The sequence below is a fragment of the Rhizobium freirei PRF 81 genome (assembly GCF_000359745.1).
GTDB lineage: Bacteria > Pseudomonadota > Alphaproteobacteria > Rhizobiales > Rhizobiaceae > Rhizobium > Rhizobium freirei.
In genome coordinates this window covers 159,186-179,640 of record NZ_AQHN01000055.1, presented here as the reverse complement: position 1 = coordinate 179,640, position 20,455 = coordinate 159,186, and the positions used below count along the sequence as shown (strand labels likewise).

Sequence of the window (20,455 nt, the reverse complement as noted above, 5' to 3'; positions counted from 1 at the left end):
CGACGCGCCGGACGAAAGTTGCGGTGCGTCGAGCACTTCAGGACAACAAAAAAGCCGCCGGGTGAGCCCGGCGGCTTCTTTGTTCAGCCGTGTCTGGCGATCAGTCGACGAATTCCACGACCACGCCGGGCTTGACCATCTTTGCCAGCTCCGTCGCATCCCAGTTTGTGAGACGCACGCAGCCATGGCTCTGCGTCTTGCCGATTCTGGAAGGGTCAGGCGTACCGTGGATACCGTAGGTTGGCTTTGACAGGGCCATCCACACTGTTCCAACCGGACCGTTCGGACCGGGTGGGATGTTGAGAACCTTGTCGTTTCCGGCTTGCTGGAAGTTGATTTTTGGATTGTATGTGTAGCCTGGATTGAAGGCGACGCGCTCGACTGTGACCGTGCCGGACGGCGAAGGCGTGTCGGCAGAGCCGATACTGGCCGGGTAAGCGGCGATCAGCGTGCCGTTGGCATCATAGGCGAAAACCTGCTTGCGCCCTTTATCCGCAAGGATCTTGGCGACCGCGCCGGTCTTGCTGGGGCCGGTATTGACGACCTTGATGGTGTTGCCAGGTACAGTGAAATCGACGCCCGGATTGAGTGCCTTCAGGTAGCCTTCATCCATATGAAAGCGCTCCGCCAGCATTTCCGTGGTCGACGTATAGCCGAGCGACGGCATCTGGGACTTCGCCGCGTAGTCTTCGGGGATCGAGGCGACATAGGGGCCAGCCGCGTCGGCTGCGGTGATCGTATAATTGATGATTGGCATGCCGCCGGACATGCGCAGCTGTTCGAGGATCGCGTCGGTATTGTTCGGATCGAGCGTCTGGCCGGTCATCTGCTGATAGGCATAGATCGCCTTGGTGACGTTTGCGCCCATGCGGCCGTCGATGGCGCCTGGGGAAATACCCTGCCGCGCGAGGAAGACCTCAAGCGCGGTGATTTCCATTTTCGACTTGCCCTTGAGCGTGATGACTGGATCCGCCTGCTGCGGCTTGCGGATGATATCCGGCGTGCCCTGCTGCGGGTCGATCGAGGCATAGTCGTTGCCGGTCGAATTCATCTGGTTTGGGCTTTTGCCCGGCATTGGCTGGTCGTCGAGCGGCTGGCGCAGAATATCGCCATCACGCGGAATGCCGCCGGTTACGATATCCTGATCCTGCTGACCGTAGCCGTCGGTGCGATACTGGCGATAGTCGCGATAGCCGCCATTGTTGGAAAGCTGCGTGTCGCCATAGCGGCCGCCATTGCCGTATCCATTATCGTTATAGGCATCGCGGGCCGGTGCTTTGGGATAATAGGTGCTCGCCCTCATTTCCGTCGCAACGATATTGCCATAGGCGTCGACGAGAACGCGGCGGCCGCGTCCGTCTCTCGCCATGGAATATCCGCCCCCATCGGGGTACTGCTCGAGAATTCGCCCGTCGGGTGTGACTAGAACCGTATTGCCGTTTCCGCCACGATAATATTGTGCCTGCGCGTTGCTCAGCGCGAGCGCGGACATCGTGGCAGTCATTGCCAAGACAAAACTCAATTTTACGAACCGGTTCACGTCTGTCGAATCCTCGGATAGTCGTTCGGCTGACACACACATGGCAATTTTGACGCCAGTATGGAAATTTAGATTATCATGCTGAATAAAATATAAAAATTTGTGTGATCAAGGGTTCGAGTTAACAATCGGTAAGGTAAATCACCGTTTATTTGCGCCGCGCTCTATTGTGGGACGGCGCCCATGCGCGGAGCCTGTCTGGGAGGATTTCGGAGAATGATGGATTTTGCCGCAGCCAAAGGGCCTAAGCTGGCGCTGGATGAAACCTCCGTTCTGGATATCGGCACCTGCGTCGTCGATGGAAACAACCTCGCTCCCGGGCGTGCCATTCCAGATGATGGGGACCCGCGCATCGACCACTCTCTGGAGGGCTTCCTCTTCACTTGCGGTCCGGATCATATCCGTCATCCGCAGCCGATGACGGGCGCATTCGAGGGAAGGCGCTATCCGCTGCACGGCTCATTTTCCTCTCATCCGGCCAAAATTCTTTGGACCAAATTCGAAAATGGCAATGCGGAATGCCGTGCCGATATCGACATCGTCACCGCCGAGGGGCGAACGGCGAGACTGGAGCGCCATTGGCGTATCGATGGCGCGAGCGGCGAGGTCTCGCTTGCCGATCGTGTCGTCAATACGAGTGTCGAGGCGATGCCGGTCTTCCTCATGTACCACATGAATATCGGGGGGAAGTGGTTCGACAGCGGCACGCGTCTCACCGGGCAGATGCTTGAGAATGGCGGTTTTCCCTGGACGTTCGGCGAGGAGGGTGGCGACATTTTCTGTGTGCCGGCAGAAGATAAGGGAGAGGACTGGGCAGAAATCAGTCTCGGTCCGATCGCGGCGATCGGCGGCAAGTCTTTGAGGGTGCGTTTCGGCACGGATACGCTGCCTTTCCTGCAGGTCTGGCGCAATCAGCGCGCGCCGGCGCATGTGTTCGGTATCGAGCCCGTTTCGCACCGCTGGGTTTCGCGCGCTGAGCTTGAGGAGGCGGGCGAATTCAATATTCTCCAGCCTGGCGAATCCCGTAGTTTTGCGCTCAACTTTGCCTTCGTTTGAGCGCGTGCGGCGGTTGACGCTTGATCCGGGGCGGCGTAGATCAAGGCCACGGTTTTAGAGAGGACATGAACCATGGATATCCGCCCGATCGACGATGAGTACTCGGTATCCGGCCAGATCAGCGTAGAGGATCTCGACCAGATCAAGGCCATGGGTTTCAAGTCCATCGTTTGCCATCGCCCGGACGGCGAAAGCCCGGATCAGACGCCGTTCGGAGCAATCGAGGCACGCGCCAAGGAGCTCGGCCTTGAGATCACCCATGTGCCCGTCGGCCCGATGGGTGTGACGGAAGAAGCCGTGCGCGGCATGGTCGATGCGCTCGACGAGTTTCCGCGGCCGATGCTCGGCTATTGCCGGTCGGGCGCACGCTCGACAGCGATCTATCAGAAGACGCAGCATATTCGCGGCTAAACTGGCGCGGCTGAACGGGCTTTCCCGGCCATCGAGATTGCAGGGCAGGCTAAGTGCCGCGCCCTGTTCACCTGTCGAAAAACAACATCAGGAGAAAACCATGAGCATCAAGCGTATCGACGTTGGCGCCCGCATGAGCGGCGCTGTCATCCACGGCAACACCGTTTACCTCGCAGGCCAGGTCGGCGAAGGCGCAAGCGTTACGGATCAGTGCAAGTCGGCACTGGCTGAAGTTGACCGCCTGCTCGCAGCAGCCGGCACCAACAAGTCGAAGGTCCTCCAGACGCTCATCTATCTCTCCGACATTTCCGACTTCGCAGAAATGAACGCTGCCTGGGAAGCCTGGGTCGATCCGGCAAACACGCCTGCTCGCGCCACCAGCGAAGCCAAGCTCGCAGCGCCGAAGTACAAGGTCGAGTTCATCGTGACCGCCGCGCTTGACTAAGTCAGCGCACTATGTGTTTGGAAGGCCGGGGAGCTTGCGCTCACCGGCCTTTCGTTTGGGCGATTTCCGTCAGGGTGCGCGACGGCGTGATAGCTTCCGGATCGAGCGCGATTTCGATGATCGCCGGTTTGCCGCTGGCGCGGGCTCGCTCGAAGGCCGGGGCGAATTCTTCCGTCGCATTTACCGTCTCGCCGTGACCGCCATAGGCGCGGGCAAGTGCAGCGAAATCGGGATTGTTCAGCCCGGTGCCGCTGACGCGGCCGGGATAATCCCGCTCCTGATGCATGCGGATGGTGCCGTACATGCCGTTGTTGATGACCAGCGTGATGAGCGGCAGGCCGTATTGGACGGCGGTTGCGAATTCCTGCCCGTGCATCATGAAGCAGCCGTCGCCGGCAAAGCAGATGACTTCCCGTTCCGGAAACAGCTGCTTGGCGGCAACTGCTGCCGGCAGGCCATACCCCATTGATCCCGAAGCCGGCGCTGCCTGGGTTTCGAAGCGGCGAAAACGGTGGAAGCGGTGCAGCCACGTCGCGTAATTGCCGGCACCGTTGGTGAAGATCGTATCGGCCGCCGTATTGGCTTCGATCCAATCCATGATGCGACCCATGTGAACCGAGCCAGGGCTTTTCTCCGGCGTCGTTGACCAGGCGAGATAGGCCGCGTGCATGCGCTCGGTCCGCTCTGCCCAACGGGCTTTGCCCGGAGCCTCCAGACCAGCAAGGGCGGCGACGAAATCGGTGGGGCTGGCACAGATCGCCAGATCCGGACGATAGACGCGGCCCAGCTCCGACGGATCGGGATAGACATGGACGAGCTGCTGGCGCGGGTAGGGGATATCGACCAGCGTATAGCCGGAGGAAGGCATCTCGGAGAGGCGACCGCCGAGCAGGATCAGCAGATCGGATTCCTTGATTTCCTTTGCCAGCGCCGGGTTGATGCCGATGCCGACGTCGCCCGCATAGCTCGGGTGCAGATGGTCGAACAGCATCTGTCGGCGGAAGGAGCAGCCGACGGGTAGGTTGAAGCGCTCTGCGAATTGCCGGATGCCGGCAACGGCTTCGTCATTCCAGCGTGTGCCTCCCAGAATGATCATCGGGCGCTCTGCGGCAGCGAGGCGCCGCTGAAGATCGGCAAGCTCGCTGCGACCGGGGTGAGCGGCGACAGGCGTATAGGGCTTGGCTTCCGGCGCTTCGACTTCGTCGCGCAGCATGTCTTCCGGCAGCGTCAGCACGACGGGGCCGGGACGTCCCGATGTCGCGACCGCGAACGCGCGGGTGACGAACTCCGGGATGCGGGCAGCATCGTCGATCTCGCCGACCCATTTCGCGTATTCGGTCAGTGCCCGGCGGAATTCCACCTCCTGGAACGCCTCGCGCTCGCGGGCATCGCGCTGGACCTGGCCGATGAACAGGATCATCGGGATCGAGTCCTGCCGGGCAATGTGCAGGCCGGCCGATGCGTTGGTGGCTCCGGGGCCGCGGGTCACCATGCAGATACCCGGCTCGCCGGTCAGCCGGCCCCAGGCATCCGCCATCATCGCAGCACCACCCTCCTGACGGCAGACGAGTACATTGATGTCGCTGTCGTGCAGCGCATCGAGCACCGCAAGAAAGCTCTCGCCCGGCACGCAGGAAATGCGCTTGACGCCATTTGCCTTCAAAGCCTCGACGATGAGTTGGCCGCCCGTTCGTTTCATATCTTCGCCTTTCCCTCCAGTTCCGCCAATTCGGCGAGAACCTCCTCCTGATGCTCCCCAAGGCGCGGACTTGGCCGCGTATAAGTCAACGGTGTCTCCGACAAGACGATCGGCGTGCGAACGCTCGGGATCATGGTGCCGGCGGCGTCTTCGAGATCGATGCGCAGGCCGCGGGCTTTGATCTGCGGGTCGGCGAACATATCCTCGATCGTATTGATGGCACCGGCCGGAACGGCATTGTCCTCGCAGGCCTTCAACAGATCAGCCTTGTTCCACGTCAACGTTTTTGCCGATATGAATGCCCGGACCTCGTGGCGGTGGGCGACGCGGGCCTTGTTGGTGGAATAGCGCTCGTCGTCGGCGTAGGTATCGAGGCCGAGAATGGTGCAGAGGCGGCGGAACTGCCCGTCATTGCCGACGGCCAGAATGAGATAGCCGTCTCCGGTCGGAACGACCTCGTAAGGCGAGATATTGGGATGGGCGTTGCCAAGCCGCACGGGCGGCTTGCCCGAGATCAGATAGTTCATGTTCTGGTTGGCAAGCACGGCGGATTGCACATCCAGCAGCGCCATATCGACAAGCTGGCCTTCGCCAGACTTTAGGGCGTGGATCAGCGCCGCTTCGATCGCCGAGACGGCATAGATGCCCGTGAAGATATCGGCGATCGCAACGCCTGCCTTCACCGGCTGGCCGTCCGGCTCACCGGTGATCGACATGAAACCGGACATGCCCTGGACGATGTAATCATAGCCCGCAAGGCCGGCATAGGGGCCAGTCTGCCCGAAGCCTGTGATGGAGCAATAGACGAGGCGGGGATTGATTTTTCTCAGGCTCTCGTAATCCAGCCCGTATTTGACAAGGCCGCCGAGCTTGAAGTTCTCGATCACCACGTCGGCGGTCTTCACCAGCCGGCGCACCAGTTCTTGTCCTTCCTCGGTCTTGAGATCGGCAGCGACGGAGCGCTTGCCGCGGTTGGCCGAGTGATAGTAGGCGGCCGAGAGGTTCTCGCCGTCCTTGCCTTCGACGAAGGGCGGTCCCCATTGGCGCGTGTCGTCGCCGCCGTCGGGATTTTCTACCTTGATGACGTCGGCGCCGAGATCGGCCAGCATTTGCCCGGCCCACGGACCGGCCAGCACGCGGGCGAGCTCGATGACGCGAATACCGGAAAGCGGAGGTTTCTTGGTCTTTTGGTCTGTCATGTCGATCCGCTCTCCCGCTTATGGCGTGAATGCTGTTTCAGATGTATCGGATACCGGCTTGGATGCAAAGCGCCGCTCGCGCCAGAGAATGTAGAGCCCGGAGCCGATAATGATGAGGATGCCGAGCCATTTGATGGCATCCGGAAAATTGTCGAAGACAAGCCATCCGAAGATCGTTGCCGAGACGATCTCGAAATATTGTAATGGCGCCAGCATCGAGGCCGGCGCGGCGCGATAGGCATATACTGTAAGAATACCTGTGATGGCCGCGCTGACGCCGACGCCGAGCAGGTAGAGCGTGGCTGTCGGGTCCGGGACGACCGAACCGAGGATCGCAATTCCGGTCGCCCGGCCTAAGGCAAGCAGGATCAGGCTGAAAACGACGCCCCATATGCCGGTCTGGAACTGCATCGAAGACGCGTCCTCGCTATGGGAGACGACTCGCGTGATCATCACATAGACTGCGATGCAGAACGCGGTGACGACAGGCAGCAAAGCAACGAAACCAACTTCCTGAAAGCTCGGCTGGATGATCAGCATTGCGCCGAAGAAGCCCACCGCGCAGGCGGTGTAGCGCCGCCAGCCGATGGTCTCCTTCAGGAAGATGCTGCTGAGGACGGTCAGGATGATCGGCTCGACGAAAAAGATGGCAATGGCATCGGCGACTTCCATGACTTGCAGGGTGGTCACGAACGAGACCATGGATAGCGTCAGTACACCGGCACGGATGGCATGCACGCCGCTGCGACGCCATGACCAGACGCCCCATTGTCCCCGCATGGCCATGATCGGCAGGGCAAAAAGCGCTTGCAGGATGAAGCGTGCGGCCGTGACCTCGGCCGGCGGGACGGTGGCTGCCGCAAGCTTGGAGAAGATATCGATGATCGGCGAGAAGATGACGGAGATGAACATCATCGCTAGGCCGAAAGTCAGCTCCGACTGCGGCAACCGCAGCGAGGAGCCGCCGTTCGCATTCATTGGGGTATTCCTTTTAATATCAATTCTTTATCACTATTTTTCTGCACCAGTCGGCAAAGTCTGATATGACTTGATCGGCTCCGATCTCGTTCAGTGTTTCGTGCCGCATATCTGGATGGATAGTGGTCGTAACACGCGAGAAGCCTGCGCGCTTCAAATGGTTTGACAGCCAGGAAATCGCCTTTCCATTGTCCGTCGCCGGATCCCTGCCGCCTCCGACAAGATGGATCGGCATGTCGCGCTTCAACCGATCGAGATAGGCTTTTTGCGGTGCGCGAAAACTCAGCTCGAATACATCCAGCCACAGCGAGACGGAGGCATCGAAACCGCAGAGAGGGTCGGCGATGTACTTATCAACCTGCTCGGGCACGCGCGACAGCCAATCGAACTCAGTGCGGTGGTTTGGGATGGATTTTCCCCATGCGCTGAAGGTCAGCTTCGGCAGCGGCGCGCTTGGCACGTCCGAGCCCTTGAGCATGCGCTCCGTCTTCAGGATGAGCTGGGCGGCACGGCCGGCAATGCCTGGATTGAAATTGGAATTCCAGACCGTGACGGCATCGAACTTCTCCGGATGCGTGACGGCAGTGTTGAGGCTGATCAAGCCGCCCATCGAGTGGCCGAACAGGATGATCGGCAGGCCGGGATGGGCCGCAGCGGCAAGCTCGCGCATGGCCAGAACGTCGGCAATGACCTGATCGACGCCGTCTCTGCGCGCGAAACGGCCGGCCGGGGCATCGGCGGCGACCGTTTCGCCATGGCCGCGGTGATCATGTGCGTAGACATGAAAGCCGCGCGAGGCCATGGCCTGCGCAAAAGCCTCATAGCGGCGCGAATGTTCGGCAAGGCCGTGGGAGATCAGGAGGATGCCGTGCGCCTCACCGGATGCCGGCGCGTGATGATAGGCGATCCTCGCGCCCGTTGGACTGTCCAGGCGTTGCGTCTCGGCGAACATGCATGGTTCCTCCTATTTCGACAGGAGTTTATCTGCCGGCAGATTGCAATGGATAGGGATCGAAGCCCACAGAAATAAATCTTCTCGTGTCCTGTGATTCAGGGTTGCATACTCTCGGCCAAACTGCTTATTTGTTCTCATAATGTTCTAATTGGAGGCGTGGAATGAAGCATTTGCTTCGGGTATTTGCGGTTGTGCTCCTTTCTATCGGGACAGTCGCGAGCGCGGCAGCGCAGGAACACAGCCGGGGGCGCACGCGCTTCATCCTGGCGGCAAGCTGGGAGCCGGCATTTTGCGCGGCGAACCAGAAGAAGGCGGAATGCCGGAACCAGTCTTCGGGCAATTATGACGCCACGAATTTCTCGCTGCATGGTCTCTGGCCGATGCGGCAGGAATATTGCGATATTTCAGATGACTTGAAGCAGGCGGATCGCGGCCGCGACTGGAAGGATCTGCCGGCGGTACAGCTGTCGCAGGACGTCAAGGCGAAGCTGGATAAGGTCATGCCGGGCACACAATCCGGCCTGGAACGGCATGAATGGATCAAGCACGGCACCTGCACGAAGCTCAGCGCCGACCAATATTTTTCCATTGCTGCCGGCCTGATCGCCGAGCTCAATACATCTGCCGTGCGCGATCTTTTCGCCAAGAACATCGGCAAGGAGCTGGATGCGGAAAGCATCAAGGCCGCGTTCGACCAGAGCTTCGGCGAGGATGCCAATGCGCGTATCAAGATGAGCTGCCGCAAGGTCGGTAACGTCAGGATGATCTCTGAACTGACGATCGGCTTGTCTGAAGACGCGATCGATCCGCAGCAGGGCAGCGAGCCGCGGCTTGCAAAGCTGATCCAGGGCGCTGGCAGCACATCGTTCGGCTGCGATCGCGGCGTGGTGGATGCGGCCGGTTTCTAAGCTATTCCGGCTTTTACGACGCGGATAAATGCCCTCGGACAAGGTTTCGCCGTTGCCCGAGGGCCGGGTTTCGCCTACATAGCGGCACAATTCGCAATGTTATCCGCCTGTGGAGTGACCCAAGCTATGGCACGTCAGTTTATTTATCATATGGCCGGACTGAATAAGTCCTATGGCGCCAAGAAGATCCTCGAGAATATCCATCTCTCCTTCTATCCTGACGCCAAGATCGGTATTCTCGGCCCGAACGGCGCTGGTAAGTCGACGGTGCTGCGCATCATGGCCGGCCTCGACAAGGAATATACCGGCGAAGCCTGGCTGGCCGAAGGCGCCACCATCGGGTATCTGGCGCAGGAGCCCCAGCTCGATCCCAACAAGACGGTTTTCGAAAACGTCATGGAAGGCGTTGCCAAGAAAACCGAAATCCTCAATCGCTACAACGAATTGATGATGAACTATTCCGACGAGACGGCGGAAGAGGGCGCCAAGCTTCAGGACATCATCGACAGCCAGAATCTCTGGGATCTGGAAAGTCAGGTCGAGATGGCGATGGAAGCATTGTGCTGCCCGCCGCGCGATGCCGAAGTCACCAGCCTTTCCGGCGGCGAGCGCCGCCGTATCGCGCTTTGCCGCCTGCTTCTCTCTCAGCCGGACCTGCTACTGCTCGACGAACCGACCAACCATCTCGACGCCGAGACCATCGCCTGGCTGGAAAAGCACCTGCGCGACTATCCGGGTGCCGTGATGATGATCACCCACGATCGCTACTTCCTCGACAATGTTACCGGCTGGATTCTCGAACTCGACCGCGGCCGTGGCATTCCCTACGAAGGCAACTATTCCGCCTATCTGCGGGCCAAGGCCAAGCGCATGCAGCAGGAAGCCCGCGAAGAAGCTGGCCGTCAGAAGGCAATCAGCCGCGAACAGGAATGGATCGCCTCCAGCCCCAAGGCCCGTCAAGCCAAGTCCAAGGCGCGTATCAACGCTTACGAACAGCTGGTCGATGCTGCCGAGAATCAGCGTCCCGGTGACGCGCAGATCATCATTCCGGTCAGCGAGCGTCTCGGCCAGGTGGTGATCGAGATGGAGGGCATCACCAAGGGCTTCGAAGGCCGCACGCTGATCAACGATCTGTCGATCAAGCTGCCGCCGGGCGGCATCGTCGGCATCATCGGCCCGAACGGCGCCGGCAAGACGACCCTGTTCAAGATGATCACGGGGCAGGAAAAGCCGGATTCCGGCTCGGTCCGCATCGGCGAGACGGTGCATCTCAGCTATGTCGACCAGAGCCGAGATGCGCTTGACGGCAATAAAACCGTGTGGGAGGAAATCTCCGGCGGCGCCGAAATCATCAAGCTCGGCAAGTTCGACATGAACTCGCGCGCCTATTGCGGCGCCTTTAACTTCAAGGGCGGTGACCAGCAGCAGAAGGTTGGCAATCTCTCCGGCGGTCAGCGCAACCGTGTCCACCTGGCCAAGATGCTGAAGGCTGGCGGCAACGTGCTTCTGCTCGACGAACCCACAAACGACCTTGATACGGAAACGCTGGGAGCGCTGGAAAGCGCGCTCGAAAACTTCGCCGGCTGCGCCATCATCATTAGCCATGATCGCATGTTCCTCGACCGTCTGGCCACGCATATCCTAGCCTTTGAAGGCGAAGGCCATGTCGAATGGTTCGAAGGCAACTTCGAGGATTACGAGCAGGACAAGATCCGCCGTCTCGGCCCCGATGCCCTCAATCCGGGCAGCCAGGCGCACAAGCGGCTTACGCGCTAACCTCTCGGTTTTGCAGTTCGAAAACCCCGGCTTGTTCGGGGTTTTTGTTTGCCCATCCGAGTATCCGGATATTCCGTTTTCGTCAGAAACTAAAAGATTTCCGACGTCGAATTAGCGTCGCGAGCGATTGGCTCTTGCAGATCGCGCTCAAATCACATAAAGATATCTTTATATGTTGATTGGGCATCGAATGACGGATCTGGTGAAACTCGGCTTGGATGAGGTTGTGGACGTGCTGAAGGCGGTCGGCGAGCCGACGCGGCTGCGTCTCCTCGCACTGCTTGCCGCCGGCGACCTGACCGTCACCGATCTTACCGAAATTCTCGGCCAGTCGCAGCCCCGCATCTCGCGGCATCTGAAGCTGCTTGGCGAAGCCGGCCTGATTGATCGTTACCAGGAGGGCGCCTGGGCCTATTTCCGCTTGAAGCAGGAAGGCAAGGCGGTCACGCTTGCCCGCACCCTTCTGCGCCACACAGCCGAGAAGGATGCCGTTCTGTTGCGTGACGGGGAGCGGCTCGCTGCCGTGAAGCGCATCCGTTCCGAGCGTGCGCAGGCCTATTTCAGCCGCAATGCCGCCGAGTGGGACGAGTTGCGCCGCCTGCATGTTGCCGACGAAGATGTCGACAAGGCTTTGATTGAACTTATCGGCCCGCAGCCGATCGATTCGTTTCTCGATCTCGGCACCGGCACCGGCCGGATGCTGCAGCTGTTGGCAGGGCATTATCGGCGTGCAGTCGGCATCGATGCCAGCCGTGACATGCTTGCCGTCGCGCGGGCCAATCTCGACCGCTCCAACATCACGGCCGCTTCGGTGCGCCATGGCGACATTTTCAACCTGCCGCTCGAGCAACAGGATTTCGATCTGATCGCCATCCACCAGGTGCTGCATTTTCTCGATCAGCCGGAGATCGCCGTTGCTGAAGCCGCGCGAATGCTGCGGCCCGGCGGCCGGCTTGTGATCATCGATCTGGCGCCGCACGGGCTTGAGTATTTGCGTGACGAACATGCGCATCTGCGTCTCGGCTTCTCGCATCAGACCATATCGGATTGGCTGAAATTGGCGGGGCTCGATGTCGAGCAGGTGCAGGATCTTCATTCAGGGAAAGAAGGCGGTCAGGCGCTGACAGTCACGATCTGGCTGGCGCGGGACCCGCGGCTGCTGATGGCAGCAGAGCAGGACCGCCAGTCGTCCCCCATTCTTGCCGGGAGAGTTTGATATGTCTTCGAATTCGGAAAACGCCCAGGGCGGCATCCGCATATCCTTCGAGTTCTTTCCGCCGAAATCGGAGGAGGCCGAACAGCAGCTGTGGAACACGGTTGCGGACCTCACCGAATGGGATCCCGAATTCGTCTCGGTCACCTATGGAGCAGGCGGCTCGACCAAGGCGCCGACGCTTTCCGCCGTACGCAAGATGATCCATGAGACGCCGTTCACCACTGCATCGCATCTGACCTGCGTCGGCGCGACGCGCGAGGATACGCACCGGGTGATCGATGAGTTTCTTGCCGCTGGCGTTCGCCGTTTCGTCGCTCTGCGCGGCGATCCTCCGGGCGGCGTTGGCTCCGCTTACCAGCCGCATCCGGGCGGTTACGCCAATGCGGCCGAACTGGTGGCTGCTCTGCGCGAGCGCGGCGACTTCGATATTTCCGTATCGGCCTATCCGGAAAAGCATCCGGAAAGCCGCGATACCGCAGCCGATATCGATATGCTGAAGCGCAAGGCCGATAATGGCGCCGATCGGGCTTTGACACAGTTCTTCTTCGATAATGATGCTTTCGAGCGCTATCATGATCGCGTCCGCGCCGCTGGTATCAAGATCCCGATCGTGCCGGGGATCATGCCCATCCAGAATCTGACGCAGCTGAAGCGTTTTGCCGGTGCCTGCGGCACCAATATTCCGTCCTGGCTGGATGAGCGTTTCGAGGGCACTGATGATCACGCAGAGGAACGTGCCAGGGTCGCCGCCGAGGTCGCTGCCGAGCAGATCGAGGACCTGGTCCGCCGCGGCATTCATGAATTCCATCTCTACACGATGAACCGCTCGCCGCTCGTTTCCGCCGTTCTTGAACGGCTGGGTATTCAGCGCAAGGCGGAGGCGCGCGCCGGCGCTGCCGCGTAAGGCTTAGGTGCACCGCGGCTGCTAATAAAAAAGCGCATATCCATTTCGGATATGCGCTTTTCCAATGGAATCGGTGTTTTGTTAGCTTTCGGAGTTCGATCGTTTGCGAGCTTGCCGAAGTCGTCAGATGAAGAGCATCGTCACGACAAAGGCAAAGGCCGCACCGACCACTAGGACGTTGATGGATCGCGTCAATCCCATGTCTTCCTCCTCAGTCAGCCGGTAAGTTTTATGTCCAAAATGTGTCGCTTGGAAAGGGAATTCGTTGCTGCGATGCGGCACGCGGTTGATCCTACGAATCGCGATTTCGCCACAGGCTGTTGATTTTATGCGGTAATTTCTGCCGATGAGCTCTATAACGGATTATGAATAAATGTTACCAGGCCGTCTGTTTTCGGCAGGAAATGACGTCGGTAACGGTCATGGCGGGGGGCACGTCAGGCATGGGCGCCGCCGCGCCTTAGCCAGGCGTAGGCCCGCCCATCAAGAATAAGCAGGCCGGCGGCAATGAGCATCATGCCGGCAATCTCGGAGAAGCCGAGGCGTTCGCCAAGAAAAAGGAAGCCCAGCAGCATGGCGCTCGGCGGCACCAGCAGCGTGACGAGTGAGGCGTTCGTGGCGCCGGCAAGCGCCATAATGCGAAAATAGAGAATATAGGCGAAGGCTGTCGACAGCAGAGCCAGGCCGAGAATGGCTGCGATTGCCGATGCCGGTGGTATCGCAAGGGTCCAGGGCTGGTCCATGATCAGGGCGAACGGCAACATGATGAGCGAAGAGCCCGTCAATTGACCGGCAGCGACCACTGGCGGCGCAATACCCTTGAAGCGCTTTGCGTAGATTGCCGCAAACCCATAGGAGATCGCCGCGAGGATCGGTAGCAGCAGCGCCCAGAAGGGCACCGAGCCACTATTGCTCAGGCTGGGAGCCAGCAGGACAACCGTGCCGATCAGCCCGGTGAGGCAGCCCGCGAGCTTGGCCGAAGTCAGACGCTCATCGGTCGTCAATTGATTGCCGATCAGGACCGTCCAGATCGGCGTCGTGGCATTGAGGATAGAGGCGAGCCCGGCACCCATCTGCGTTTGACCGAAGAAGATTAAAGTGTGGGGCACGGCATTGTTGATCAGGCCCAGCAGCAGAAATTGCGGCCAGTAGCTCCTTATCGCCTGATAGATACCGAAGCGGCCGGCGAGATAGATATGCAGGGCCGCAGCTGCCAGTGACAATCTCAGGAGGACCAGGGTGAAGGGCGGCACGTGGTGAACGGCAATGCGGGCAAAAAAGAACGAGCCGCCCCAGATAAGCCCGAGCAGTAGTAGCAGGCCCCAGGTGAGTGCATTCATTCGATTATCGTTGGTCATCGCCATTCCTCCCGTTCAGGCATGTCTATGTTAGGAGAGGGGGCGCCTCCACCCGTTTTCTGCATCGGCGGGCGGAATCGGCAGCGGCAAGCAACCTGATGGGATGCGTGCAACAAAAAAGGCGGCCCGCCGGCCGCCTCTTCGATCAGAATATGGAAGGGCTCTCAGAGAGCGTTGAGCAGCGCCGAAGTCGCCCAGCCATCGGCCGGCATGCCCAGGCGGAACTGTTCCTTCTGGATCGCGACACGCGTGCCGGAGCCGAGAATGCCGTCGATCTTGCCGACATCGTAGCCGCGCGCCACGAGCTTCGTCTGAAGCGCCTTCATGTCGACATCGTTCAGGCCCGGCTCGGGCGTACCCTTGTTGTAGGGAGCGGCGCCGGCGAAGCGCGTGGCGAAATAGGCCGCCGAGGTCGTGTAGATGAACGACTGGTTCCATCCGAGATAGGCGTTGTAGTTTGGATAGGTCAGGAAAGCCGGGCCCTTGCGGCCTTGCGGCAGGATGAGGGCGGCCGGCAGCGACGCGAAATTCGTATCGCCATCACGTGGCTTGACGCCAAGCTTGAACCAGTCGCCAGCCGTGAGCGGCCCGCCGATGCCGGATTTCTCCCACGGCAGATTGTCGGGTACCGACACCTCCTGCAACCAGGGCTGGCCGCGCATGAAGCCGAGATGCTGGAGGAATCTCGCCGTGGTCAGAATGACGTCGGGCGCGCTGGTCTTCAGGTTGACGTGGCCGTCGCCATCGCCATCGGTGCCGTAGGCAATGATGTCGGGCGGCAGCATCTGCGTCTGGCCGATTTCGCCGGCCCATGCCCCCGTGGTGGTTGCCGGGTCGACATCGCCGCGCTGTACCAATTCGATCAGCGCAATCAGGCGCGGGCGGAAAAATTCCGGCCGGCGGCAATCGTGGGCGAGGGTGACTAGGGCGTTGCGGGTGTTGAAATTGCCCTGAACGGCGCCGAAGTCGGTTTCCATGGCCCAGAAGGCGGTGATGACGCCGGGAGGAACGCCATAGTCCTTTTCAGCCTTGGCGAAGACGTCGGCATACTGCTTCATCTTCTGGCGGCCGATATCGAGGCGGCCCTGGCTGACGGTGCGCTGCGAAAATTCGAGGAAGGTCTGGCGGAACACGCCCTGGCTGCGGTCCATGGCGAGAACTTTCTGGTCGATCTGCGCGCCGGCCAGCGTCTTGTCGGCGGACGCGGCGTCGGCACCATCGGCAATCGCTTCGGCTTTCACGCCGGCCAGGAAGGCAGCGAGATCACCACCGCAGGCTGGCTTCGGCGTGGCGGCGCTACTTGCGGGCGGCACTGCTGCCGGAGCCGCACTCTGAGCGATCGCAGAGCCGGCCATGGCTGAAGCGAAGATCAACGCGAGCGCGCTGCGTCGAATGGTGTCACGGTCCATGAGCGATCCTCTCTAGTGATAGAATAGGGTCGCTTTCACAGAAGATTGTGACATTAGCAAGAGAGAAGTGGCGTCAGTCTCAAGAATTTCCTTGCTTCTGTACTGCAGCCACCCAGCTGTGCCAATTTTGCTCGGAACCGGCAAAGACATTGATATCCGTCGGGCCCTTGATGCCGGGAATGATACCTGTTGAGGTATATTGCCAGAAAGCCCAGCTGCGGTCCGCGTAAATCTCTTTGGGATGTTTTGCGACCGAGCGAACCCAGAAGTGATAGTCCTTGAAGTAGCCGACAAGGTTCTGCCGGTGGAAATCGACCGATGTGTAGATGATCGGGCGCTTGCCATAATAGGCTTGGAGGCGATCCATGAACCGCTTGATTTCCGTTCGCACCGTTTCGGGGTCCGGTCTGGTCTTGCAGGTCGGGGAGCCGGGGTTCCATTCGACGTCGACGACAGGTGGAAGCGCCGTGGCATCCTTCGGCACGTTGCGGATAAACCAATCGGCCTGTTCGTCGGCGGTGGAGCAGAAATAGAAGAAATGATAGGGCGCATGCAGAAGTCCTGCGGCGCTCGCTTCATTCCAATATTCGGTGAAGCGCGGGTCGATCCGGTCCTTGCCTTCCGTCGCCTTGATGAAGACGAAGGCAACGCCGGAGCCCTTGACGGTTTTCCAATCGATATCGCCCTGCCATTTGGAGATATCGATGCCGTGGATGGGGTGGCGTTCCGGATGATCGCGACCGAAATCCTGCGGCTTGGTATCGCTGAACCTGGTTTTAGGTAGGGACGTTGTCGAAAGGGCGTCATAGCCCGTCGTGCAGCCATTCAAGAAAAGGGCGAGCGGCAGTAGGCATGCCAGAAGCCGGCGCATGGGTATCCTGTTATGGCGCGAGTGATCTTGCTGCCCCAAGACTTGGCTTCCGTAATATGGTCCCCGAGAATCCGAAAGAGCGGCAGACCATACTGTTGCCAGCTGGTCTTGCCACTTTATTCACCATATCAACGTAAAAAATGCGTTATCTTCAAGCAAATTCTTATGCTTGATAGCTTCCGGCCTGCGATTTAGCGCTAAAAGCAGCCGTTGCTCAAGCTTGCTTGGCGACCACGGCTCGCCAGGCATAACCCCGCCCGATCTTTTCGGTCTTGAGAGACATGCCGCGCGCCTGCGCCTTTTCCTCCAGCACGGTGAGGAGATCGGCACGCGGGGTGACGTGAAATTTCCTCAGCCACCCCTTGAGAAGGGCCTGGAACCAGCCCGGCAAGCCTTCCTGCTGGCCGAAATCGACGATGTGGAGTTCACCGCCGGGCGCGACGGCATCGAGCGACGCATCGATAGCGTTTTTCCAGTCGGGGATCATCGACAACGCGTAGGAAACCATCACGCGGTCGAAACCATCGACATTGAAGTCGGCGGATGAAAAGGCGGTGGCGTCGGCGACGCGAAAATCCGGCATCTGCTTCAGGCCGCGAAAATTCCGGCGCGCGGAAATCAGCATCTCCTGCGAGATGTCCAGGCCATAGAGCCTTGCGGAAGGGAAGGTCCGATAGGCCAGCAGCATGTTGCGCCCTGTGCCGCAACCGACTTCGAGCAGCGAGCCGCCGACGGGCACGTTGAGGTGCGCTATCGTGCGGTCGCGTCCGAAGAGGTAATACTTGCGGGTCAGATCGTAGATATGACGCTGATAACGGTAGATGCCGTCCATCAGCCTGGCATGGTTTTTGGAACTGGTCTCTATGCCGGTATCCGCCTGGCTCACGCTTTTTTCCCGTAGATATGGAAGCCGCCGTAGATGGCAGAACGGTCGAGCGCATTAAGCTCTTGCGAACGCTCTTCGAAATAGACCCACTGATCGCGGATTGCCGGAGAAAGACGGCCTTCGATGATGCTCTTTTCGGCTGCCGTGCGGAAGATGACGCGGGCGCCTTCGCGCGCCGTGCGGGTAATTTCCGCCCAGAGGCTGTTGAGCTGCTCGTCGGTCATCCAATCCTGCGCATCGAGCAGGATGTAGCGGTCGCGAGAGGCGGCCGGCTTCGAGGCAAGAAGCTCGGTGAAGTTGGCGTGGTGCACGTCGACGCGATCGGCATTGGCGCGGATTGCGGCATAATGCTCGGGCTTCAGATAGGTGGGCAGCGGGCCCTGATGCTGACCTGCATAGCGGCGCGCGAAGGCCTGCCACGCAAAATAATTGTCGCGCATCGGAAAATGACAGGCGAGCTTTTCCAGGCGGTGCTTGAGTACGGCCGAGATGGAATCGTCGCCGGCAAGGCTTGCAAGTTCGTCATATTGCTGCGGCGGGATGCCGAGACCGAAGAGCGAGCTCTTGCGGCCGAGCAGCCAGCGAACCGCCCGCCGATCGAAGATCGGAGCGATTTCGTTTTCGAAGAACTGACGCTGTTCGCGCAGCGTGCGGGCTTCCGTCATCTTGGCGAGCCGGACGCCATGCAGGCGCGCGAGCACATGGGCTGCGCCGATGAAGCGGCCGAGCAGGCCGGTCTTGTAGATGTTGCGGTTGAAGACCGTAACGCGGCGGCGGCCGTAAAGATCGCGGCCATCCCAATAGGAAGCGGTGGCTGCATCCAGTCGTGGCGCGATGTGCAGGTCGTAGGCCTGGCTGTTTGAGGCAGCATCCGGCGTCGCAAAGAAGCGCACCAGATCGGAATGGCCGGGTAGCAGCCGGAAGGCTGCGAGCTTCAGCTTGTTCAGCGCGATGTGATGACGGTTGAGATCGACGACATCGATCGAGGCTGGGCTCTGGGAGAGGTAGGCGAGCATGTTGCAGCCGCCGGAGCCGATGGTGACGATGCGGTGATGCGGCTGAAGCTCCATCGCCTGCATGTCGACATCCGGATCCTCCCAGATCTGCGGGTAGACGAGGCCGGAAAAGAGCATCCCGAAGAGGCGCTCGGAGAGGCCCGCCTTGGAGAGTGCCTTATGCTGCAGCAGAGCGTCCTTGAGTTTCCGGTTCTTCTGGAGACCGGCATCCGGGGCGAATTCCGTCATCTGAGTCTTGTTACCGTTTTTTAAGGTTCTGGGCGTGTAACCCGGCAATGCTACAGTCTGATGACGCAGACTGTTGGAATATCCGGCGGAAATGCGCTGTTGCACATATTTCAGGAACCCAGATGGCGATGGGGCTTTCTTCTTGCACCGTTTCCTGATTGTCTCCGCCTACCTTCTGGAGGGTATGTGACATGCGTTTGATTTCGAGAGTGATCGTGGCACTTGTTGTTTTGCTGCTGATCATTGTCGCAGTTGGAGCCGTGTGGCTTTCCGTTTCGCCGCCGGAACTGCTGAAGGTCGGCGATGGCTATGCCGCCAAGATTGTCTGCTCGAACACATTCGTCGCCAAGCGGGACCCAGCCCAGGTGCTGGCTGACGATGTACAGGCTCCCGGAAATCCAGCGCTGAAGCTCATTCAGGTTTCTGTCGATCGGGACGAGGGCGTGGTCAGGGCGCGTTTCCTCGGGATGTTCGCGCCGAACTATGCTCTGTATCGCGGGGCGCTCGGCTGCACGACGGTGCCGGATGGCGATCTGCAGGCCGCGCGCAGTGCCGTCTTCCTGAACAAGCTCAAGTCTCCGAAGAACGATGCGCTTTGGCCGGATGGGGATACCGTCAATCTCGCTGAGGGCGAGGAGGGCACCAAGCTTGCCAATATCGTGGCGAATCCCGATCTGGCTGGCCCGGCCATGCGTACCGTCGTCGTGGTGAAGGATGGGCATATCGTCGCCGAAGCCTATGGTGACGGCTTCAGCAAGGCTACTCCGCTGATCGGCTGGTCCATGACCAAGACAGTCAATGCCGCCATCATCGGCCGCCTCATGCTGGCTGGCCGCATGTCGTTCGATGACAAAAACCTGCTTCCGCAATGGGGCGCCGATGCGCGCAAGGAGATCAAGCTCAGCGATCTTCTTGCCATGGAGAGCGGCCTTGCCTTCAACGAGTCCTACGGCAGCGTTTCCGATGTGACCCGCATGCTCTATCTTGATCCGGATACGACGAATATTGCCGCTAACGCGCGTCAGGTGGCAGCGCCTGGAGAACGTTTCAGCTATTCGAGCGGCACGGGGATATTGCTTTCGCGGCTCTGGATGAACCGGCTTCCGAACCTGAGCGCTGCGATATCCTATCCCCGCGAGGCGCTTTTCGGGCCGCTCGGCATGCATAGCGCGGTTTTCGAAGCCGATGAGCGCGGAACCTATGTCGGCAGCTCGTATCTCTATGCCAACGCGCGCGATTGGGCGCGCTTCGGGCAGTTTCTGCTTCAGGATGGCGTCTGGAAGGGGAGCCGTCTGTTGCCGGAGGGCTTCGTGGGCGCCATGCGCACGCCGACGACGGCGTCCGAAGGCGTCTACTCACAGGTTCAGGCCTGGCTCGCAGGCCCTGGCGGCTCGAATGCGCAGTTCGGCTTGCCGGCGGATACGTTCTGGCTGAGCGGCCACGATGGCCAGATCGTCGCTATCGTTCCTTCAGCCAATCTGGTCGTGGTTCGCATGGGGCTGACACCATCCTGGGCCGGCTATCGGCCGCAAATCCTGGTGAAACGGATCATGGATGTGATAAAGCCGGCCACAAACTAGCCGGCTTTCAAAATGTTTCG

19 protein-coding genes are annotated in these 20,455 nt (G+C 60.0%); 8 read left to right on the top strand and 11 right to left on the bottom strand.

What is annotated here, in order from left to right; translation table 11 throughout:
* Positions 1-100 precede the first annotated feature (100 nt).
* Entirely contained in the window at positions 101-1,504 is a 1,404-nt protein-coding gene (locus RHSP_RS10475; protein ID WP_051074066.1) for a L,D-transpeptidase family protein, read from the bottom strand.
* A gap of 252 nt (positions 1,505-1,756) precedes the next feature.
* On the opposite strand from RHSP_RS10475, the gene RHSP_RS10470 reads away from it, so the two are divergent.
* The 3 genes from RHSP_RS10470 (at position 1,757) to RHSP_RS10460 (ending at position 3,452) form a co-directional block, all read left to right on the top strand.
* The gene (locus RHSP_RS10470; protein WP_004116138.1) at positions 1,757-2,596 is read left to right on the top strand and encodes a DUF4432 family protein; all 840 of its coding nucleotides are present in this window, start codon (positions 1,757-1,759) and stop codon (positions 2,594-2,596) included.
* 72 nt (positions 2,597-2,668) lie between these two features.
* The gene (locus RHSP_RS10465) at positions 2,669-3,007 is read left to right on the top strand and encodes a protein tyrosine phosphatase family protein (protein ID WP_004116135.1); all 339 of its coding nucleotides are present in this window, start codon (positions 2,669-2,671) and stop codon (positions 3,005-3,007) included.
* A 100-nt stretch (positions 3,008-3,107) separates the two neighbouring features.
* Positions 3,108-3,452 (top strand): RidA family protein, encoded by a 345-nt coding sequence (locus RHSP_RS10460; protein ID WP_004116132.1) that lies wholly within the window; start codon positions 3,108-3,110, stop codon positions 3,450-3,452.
* A 40-nt stretch (positions 3,453-3,492) separates the two neighbouring features.
* Here the strand turns inward: RHSP_RS10460 and RHSP_RS10455 are convergent, their stop codons facing one another.
* From RHSP_RS10455 to RHSP_RS10440, 4 genes are read right to left on the bottom strand one after another with little or no spacing between them, the layout of a single operon-like run.
* Positions 3,493-5,151 (bottom strand): thiamine pyrophosphate-binding protein, encoded by a 1,659-nt coding sequence (locus RHSP_RS10455; protein WP_004116129.1) that lies wholly within the window; start codon positions 5,149-5,151, stop codon positions 3,493-3,495.
* Positions 5,148-6,350 (bottom strand): succinate--glutarate CoA-transferase, encoded by a 1,203-nt coding sequence (gene caiB, locus RHSP_RS10450; RefSeq protein ID WP_004116126.1) that lies wholly within the window; start codon positions 6,348-6,350, stop codon positions 5,148-5,150. The genes RHSP_RS10455 and caiB overlap by 4 nt, the downstream gene beginning before the upstream one ends.
* Positions 6,351-6,368: 18 nt before the next feature.
* Positions 6,369-7,328, bottom strand: a complete 960-nt coding sequence (locus RHSP_RS10445; protein WP_004116123.1) for a DMT family transporter — start codon at positions 7,326-7,328, stop codon at positions 6,369-6,371.
* Between the two features lie 19 nt (positions 7,329-7,347).
* Positions 7,348-8,280, bottom strand: a complete 933-nt coding sequence (locus RHSP_RS10440) for an alpha/beta fold hydrolase (protein ID WP_004116121.1) — start codon at positions 8,278-8,280, stop codon at positions 7,348-7,350.
* 164 nt (positions 8,281-8,444) lie between these two features.
* On the opposite strand from RHSP_RS10440, the gene RHSP_RS10435 reads away from it, so the two are divergent.
* The 4 genes from RHSP_RS10435 to metF all read left to right on the top strand — a co-directional run bounded on the left by RHSP_RS10435 (position 8,445) and on the right by metF (position 13,087).
* On the top strand, positions 8,445-9,191 hold the full coding sequence (locus RHSP_RS10435) for a ribonuclease T2 family protein (protein WP_004116117.1): 747 nt from the start codon (positions 8,445-8,447) through the stop codon (positions 9,189-9,191).
* 126 nt (positions 9,192-9,317) lie between these two features.
* Positions 9,318-10,967, top strand: coding sequence for an energy-dependent translational throttle protein EttA (ettA, locus tag RHSP_RS10430; protein WP_037151086.1), 1,650 nt, complete (start codon positions 9,318-9,320; stop codon positions 10,965-10,967).
* A 190-nt stretch (positions 10,968-11,157) separates the two neighbouring features.
* Positions 11,158-12,183: an ArsR/SmtB family transcription factor gene (locus RHSP_RS10425; RefSeq protein WP_037151083.1), complete on the top strand. Its 1,026-nt coding sequence runs from the start codon at positions 11,158-11,160 to the stop codon at positions 12,181-12,183.
* Position 12,184: 1 nt separating this feature from the next.
* Positions 12,185-13,087 (top strand): methylenetetrahydrofolate reductase [NAD(P)H], encoded by a 903-nt coding sequence (gene metF, locus RHSP_RS10420; RefSeq protein WP_004116109.1) that lies wholly within the window; start codon positions 12,185-12,187, stop codon positions 13,085-13,087.
* A 123-nt stretch (positions 13,088-13,210) separates the two neighbouring features.
* On the opposite strand, the gene RHSP_RS34615 is transcribed toward metF, so the two are convergent.
* From RHSP_RS34615 to RHSP_RS10395, 6 genes are all read right to left on the bottom strand, one after another.
* A complete protein-coding gene (locus RHSP_RS34615; protein WP_157385335.1) occupies positions 13,211-13,369 on the bottom strand; it encodes a hypothetical protein in 159 nt (52 codons plus the stop codon).
* Between the two features lie 155 nt (positions 13,370-13,524).
* Positions 13,525-14,445 (bottom strand): DMT family transporter, encoded by a 921-nt coding sequence (locus tag RHSP_RS10415; RefSeq protein WP_004116106.1) that lies wholly within the window; start codon positions 14,443-14,445, stop codon positions 13,525-13,527.
* 164 nt (positions 14,446-14,609) lie between these two features.
* Positions 14,610-15,854 (bottom strand): lytic murein transglycosylase, encoded by a 1,245-nt coding sequence (locus RHSP_RS10410; RefSeq protein ID WP_004116102.1) that lies wholly within the window; start codon positions 15,852-15,854, stop codon positions 14,610-14,612.
* Between the two features lie 79 nt (positions 15,855-15,933).
* Positions 15,934-16,725 (bottom strand): glycoside hydrolase family 25 protein, encoded by a 792-nt coding sequence (locus RHSP_RS10405; RefSeq protein ID WP_004116099.1) that lies wholly within the window; start codon positions 16,723-16,725, stop codon positions 15,934-15,936.
* A gap of 214 nt (positions 16,726-16,939) precedes the next feature.
* A complete protein-coding gene (locus tag RHSP_RS10400; protein ID WP_004116096.1) occupies positions 16,940-17,611 on the bottom strand; it encodes a class I SAM-dependent methyltransferase in 672 nt (223 codons plus the stop codon).
* Complete coding sequence (locus RHSP_RS10395; protein WP_037151081.1) at positions 17,608-18,855, bottom strand: BtaA family protein; 1,248 nt, start codon at positions 18,853-18,855, stop codon at positions 17,608-17,610. Before RHSP_RS10395 ends, RHSP_RS10400 begins: the two co-directional genes overlap by 4 nt.
* Before the next feature lie 191 nt (positions 18,856-19,046).
* Between RHSP_RS10395 and RHSP_RS10390 the strand changes: the two genes are divergently transcribed.
* A complete protein-coding gene (locus tag RHSP_RS10390) occupies positions 19,047-20,435 on the top strand; it encodes a serine hydrolase domain-containing protein (protein WP_004116091.1) in 1,389 nt (462 codons plus the stop codon).
* Positions 20,436-20,455: the final 20 nt, after the last annotated feature.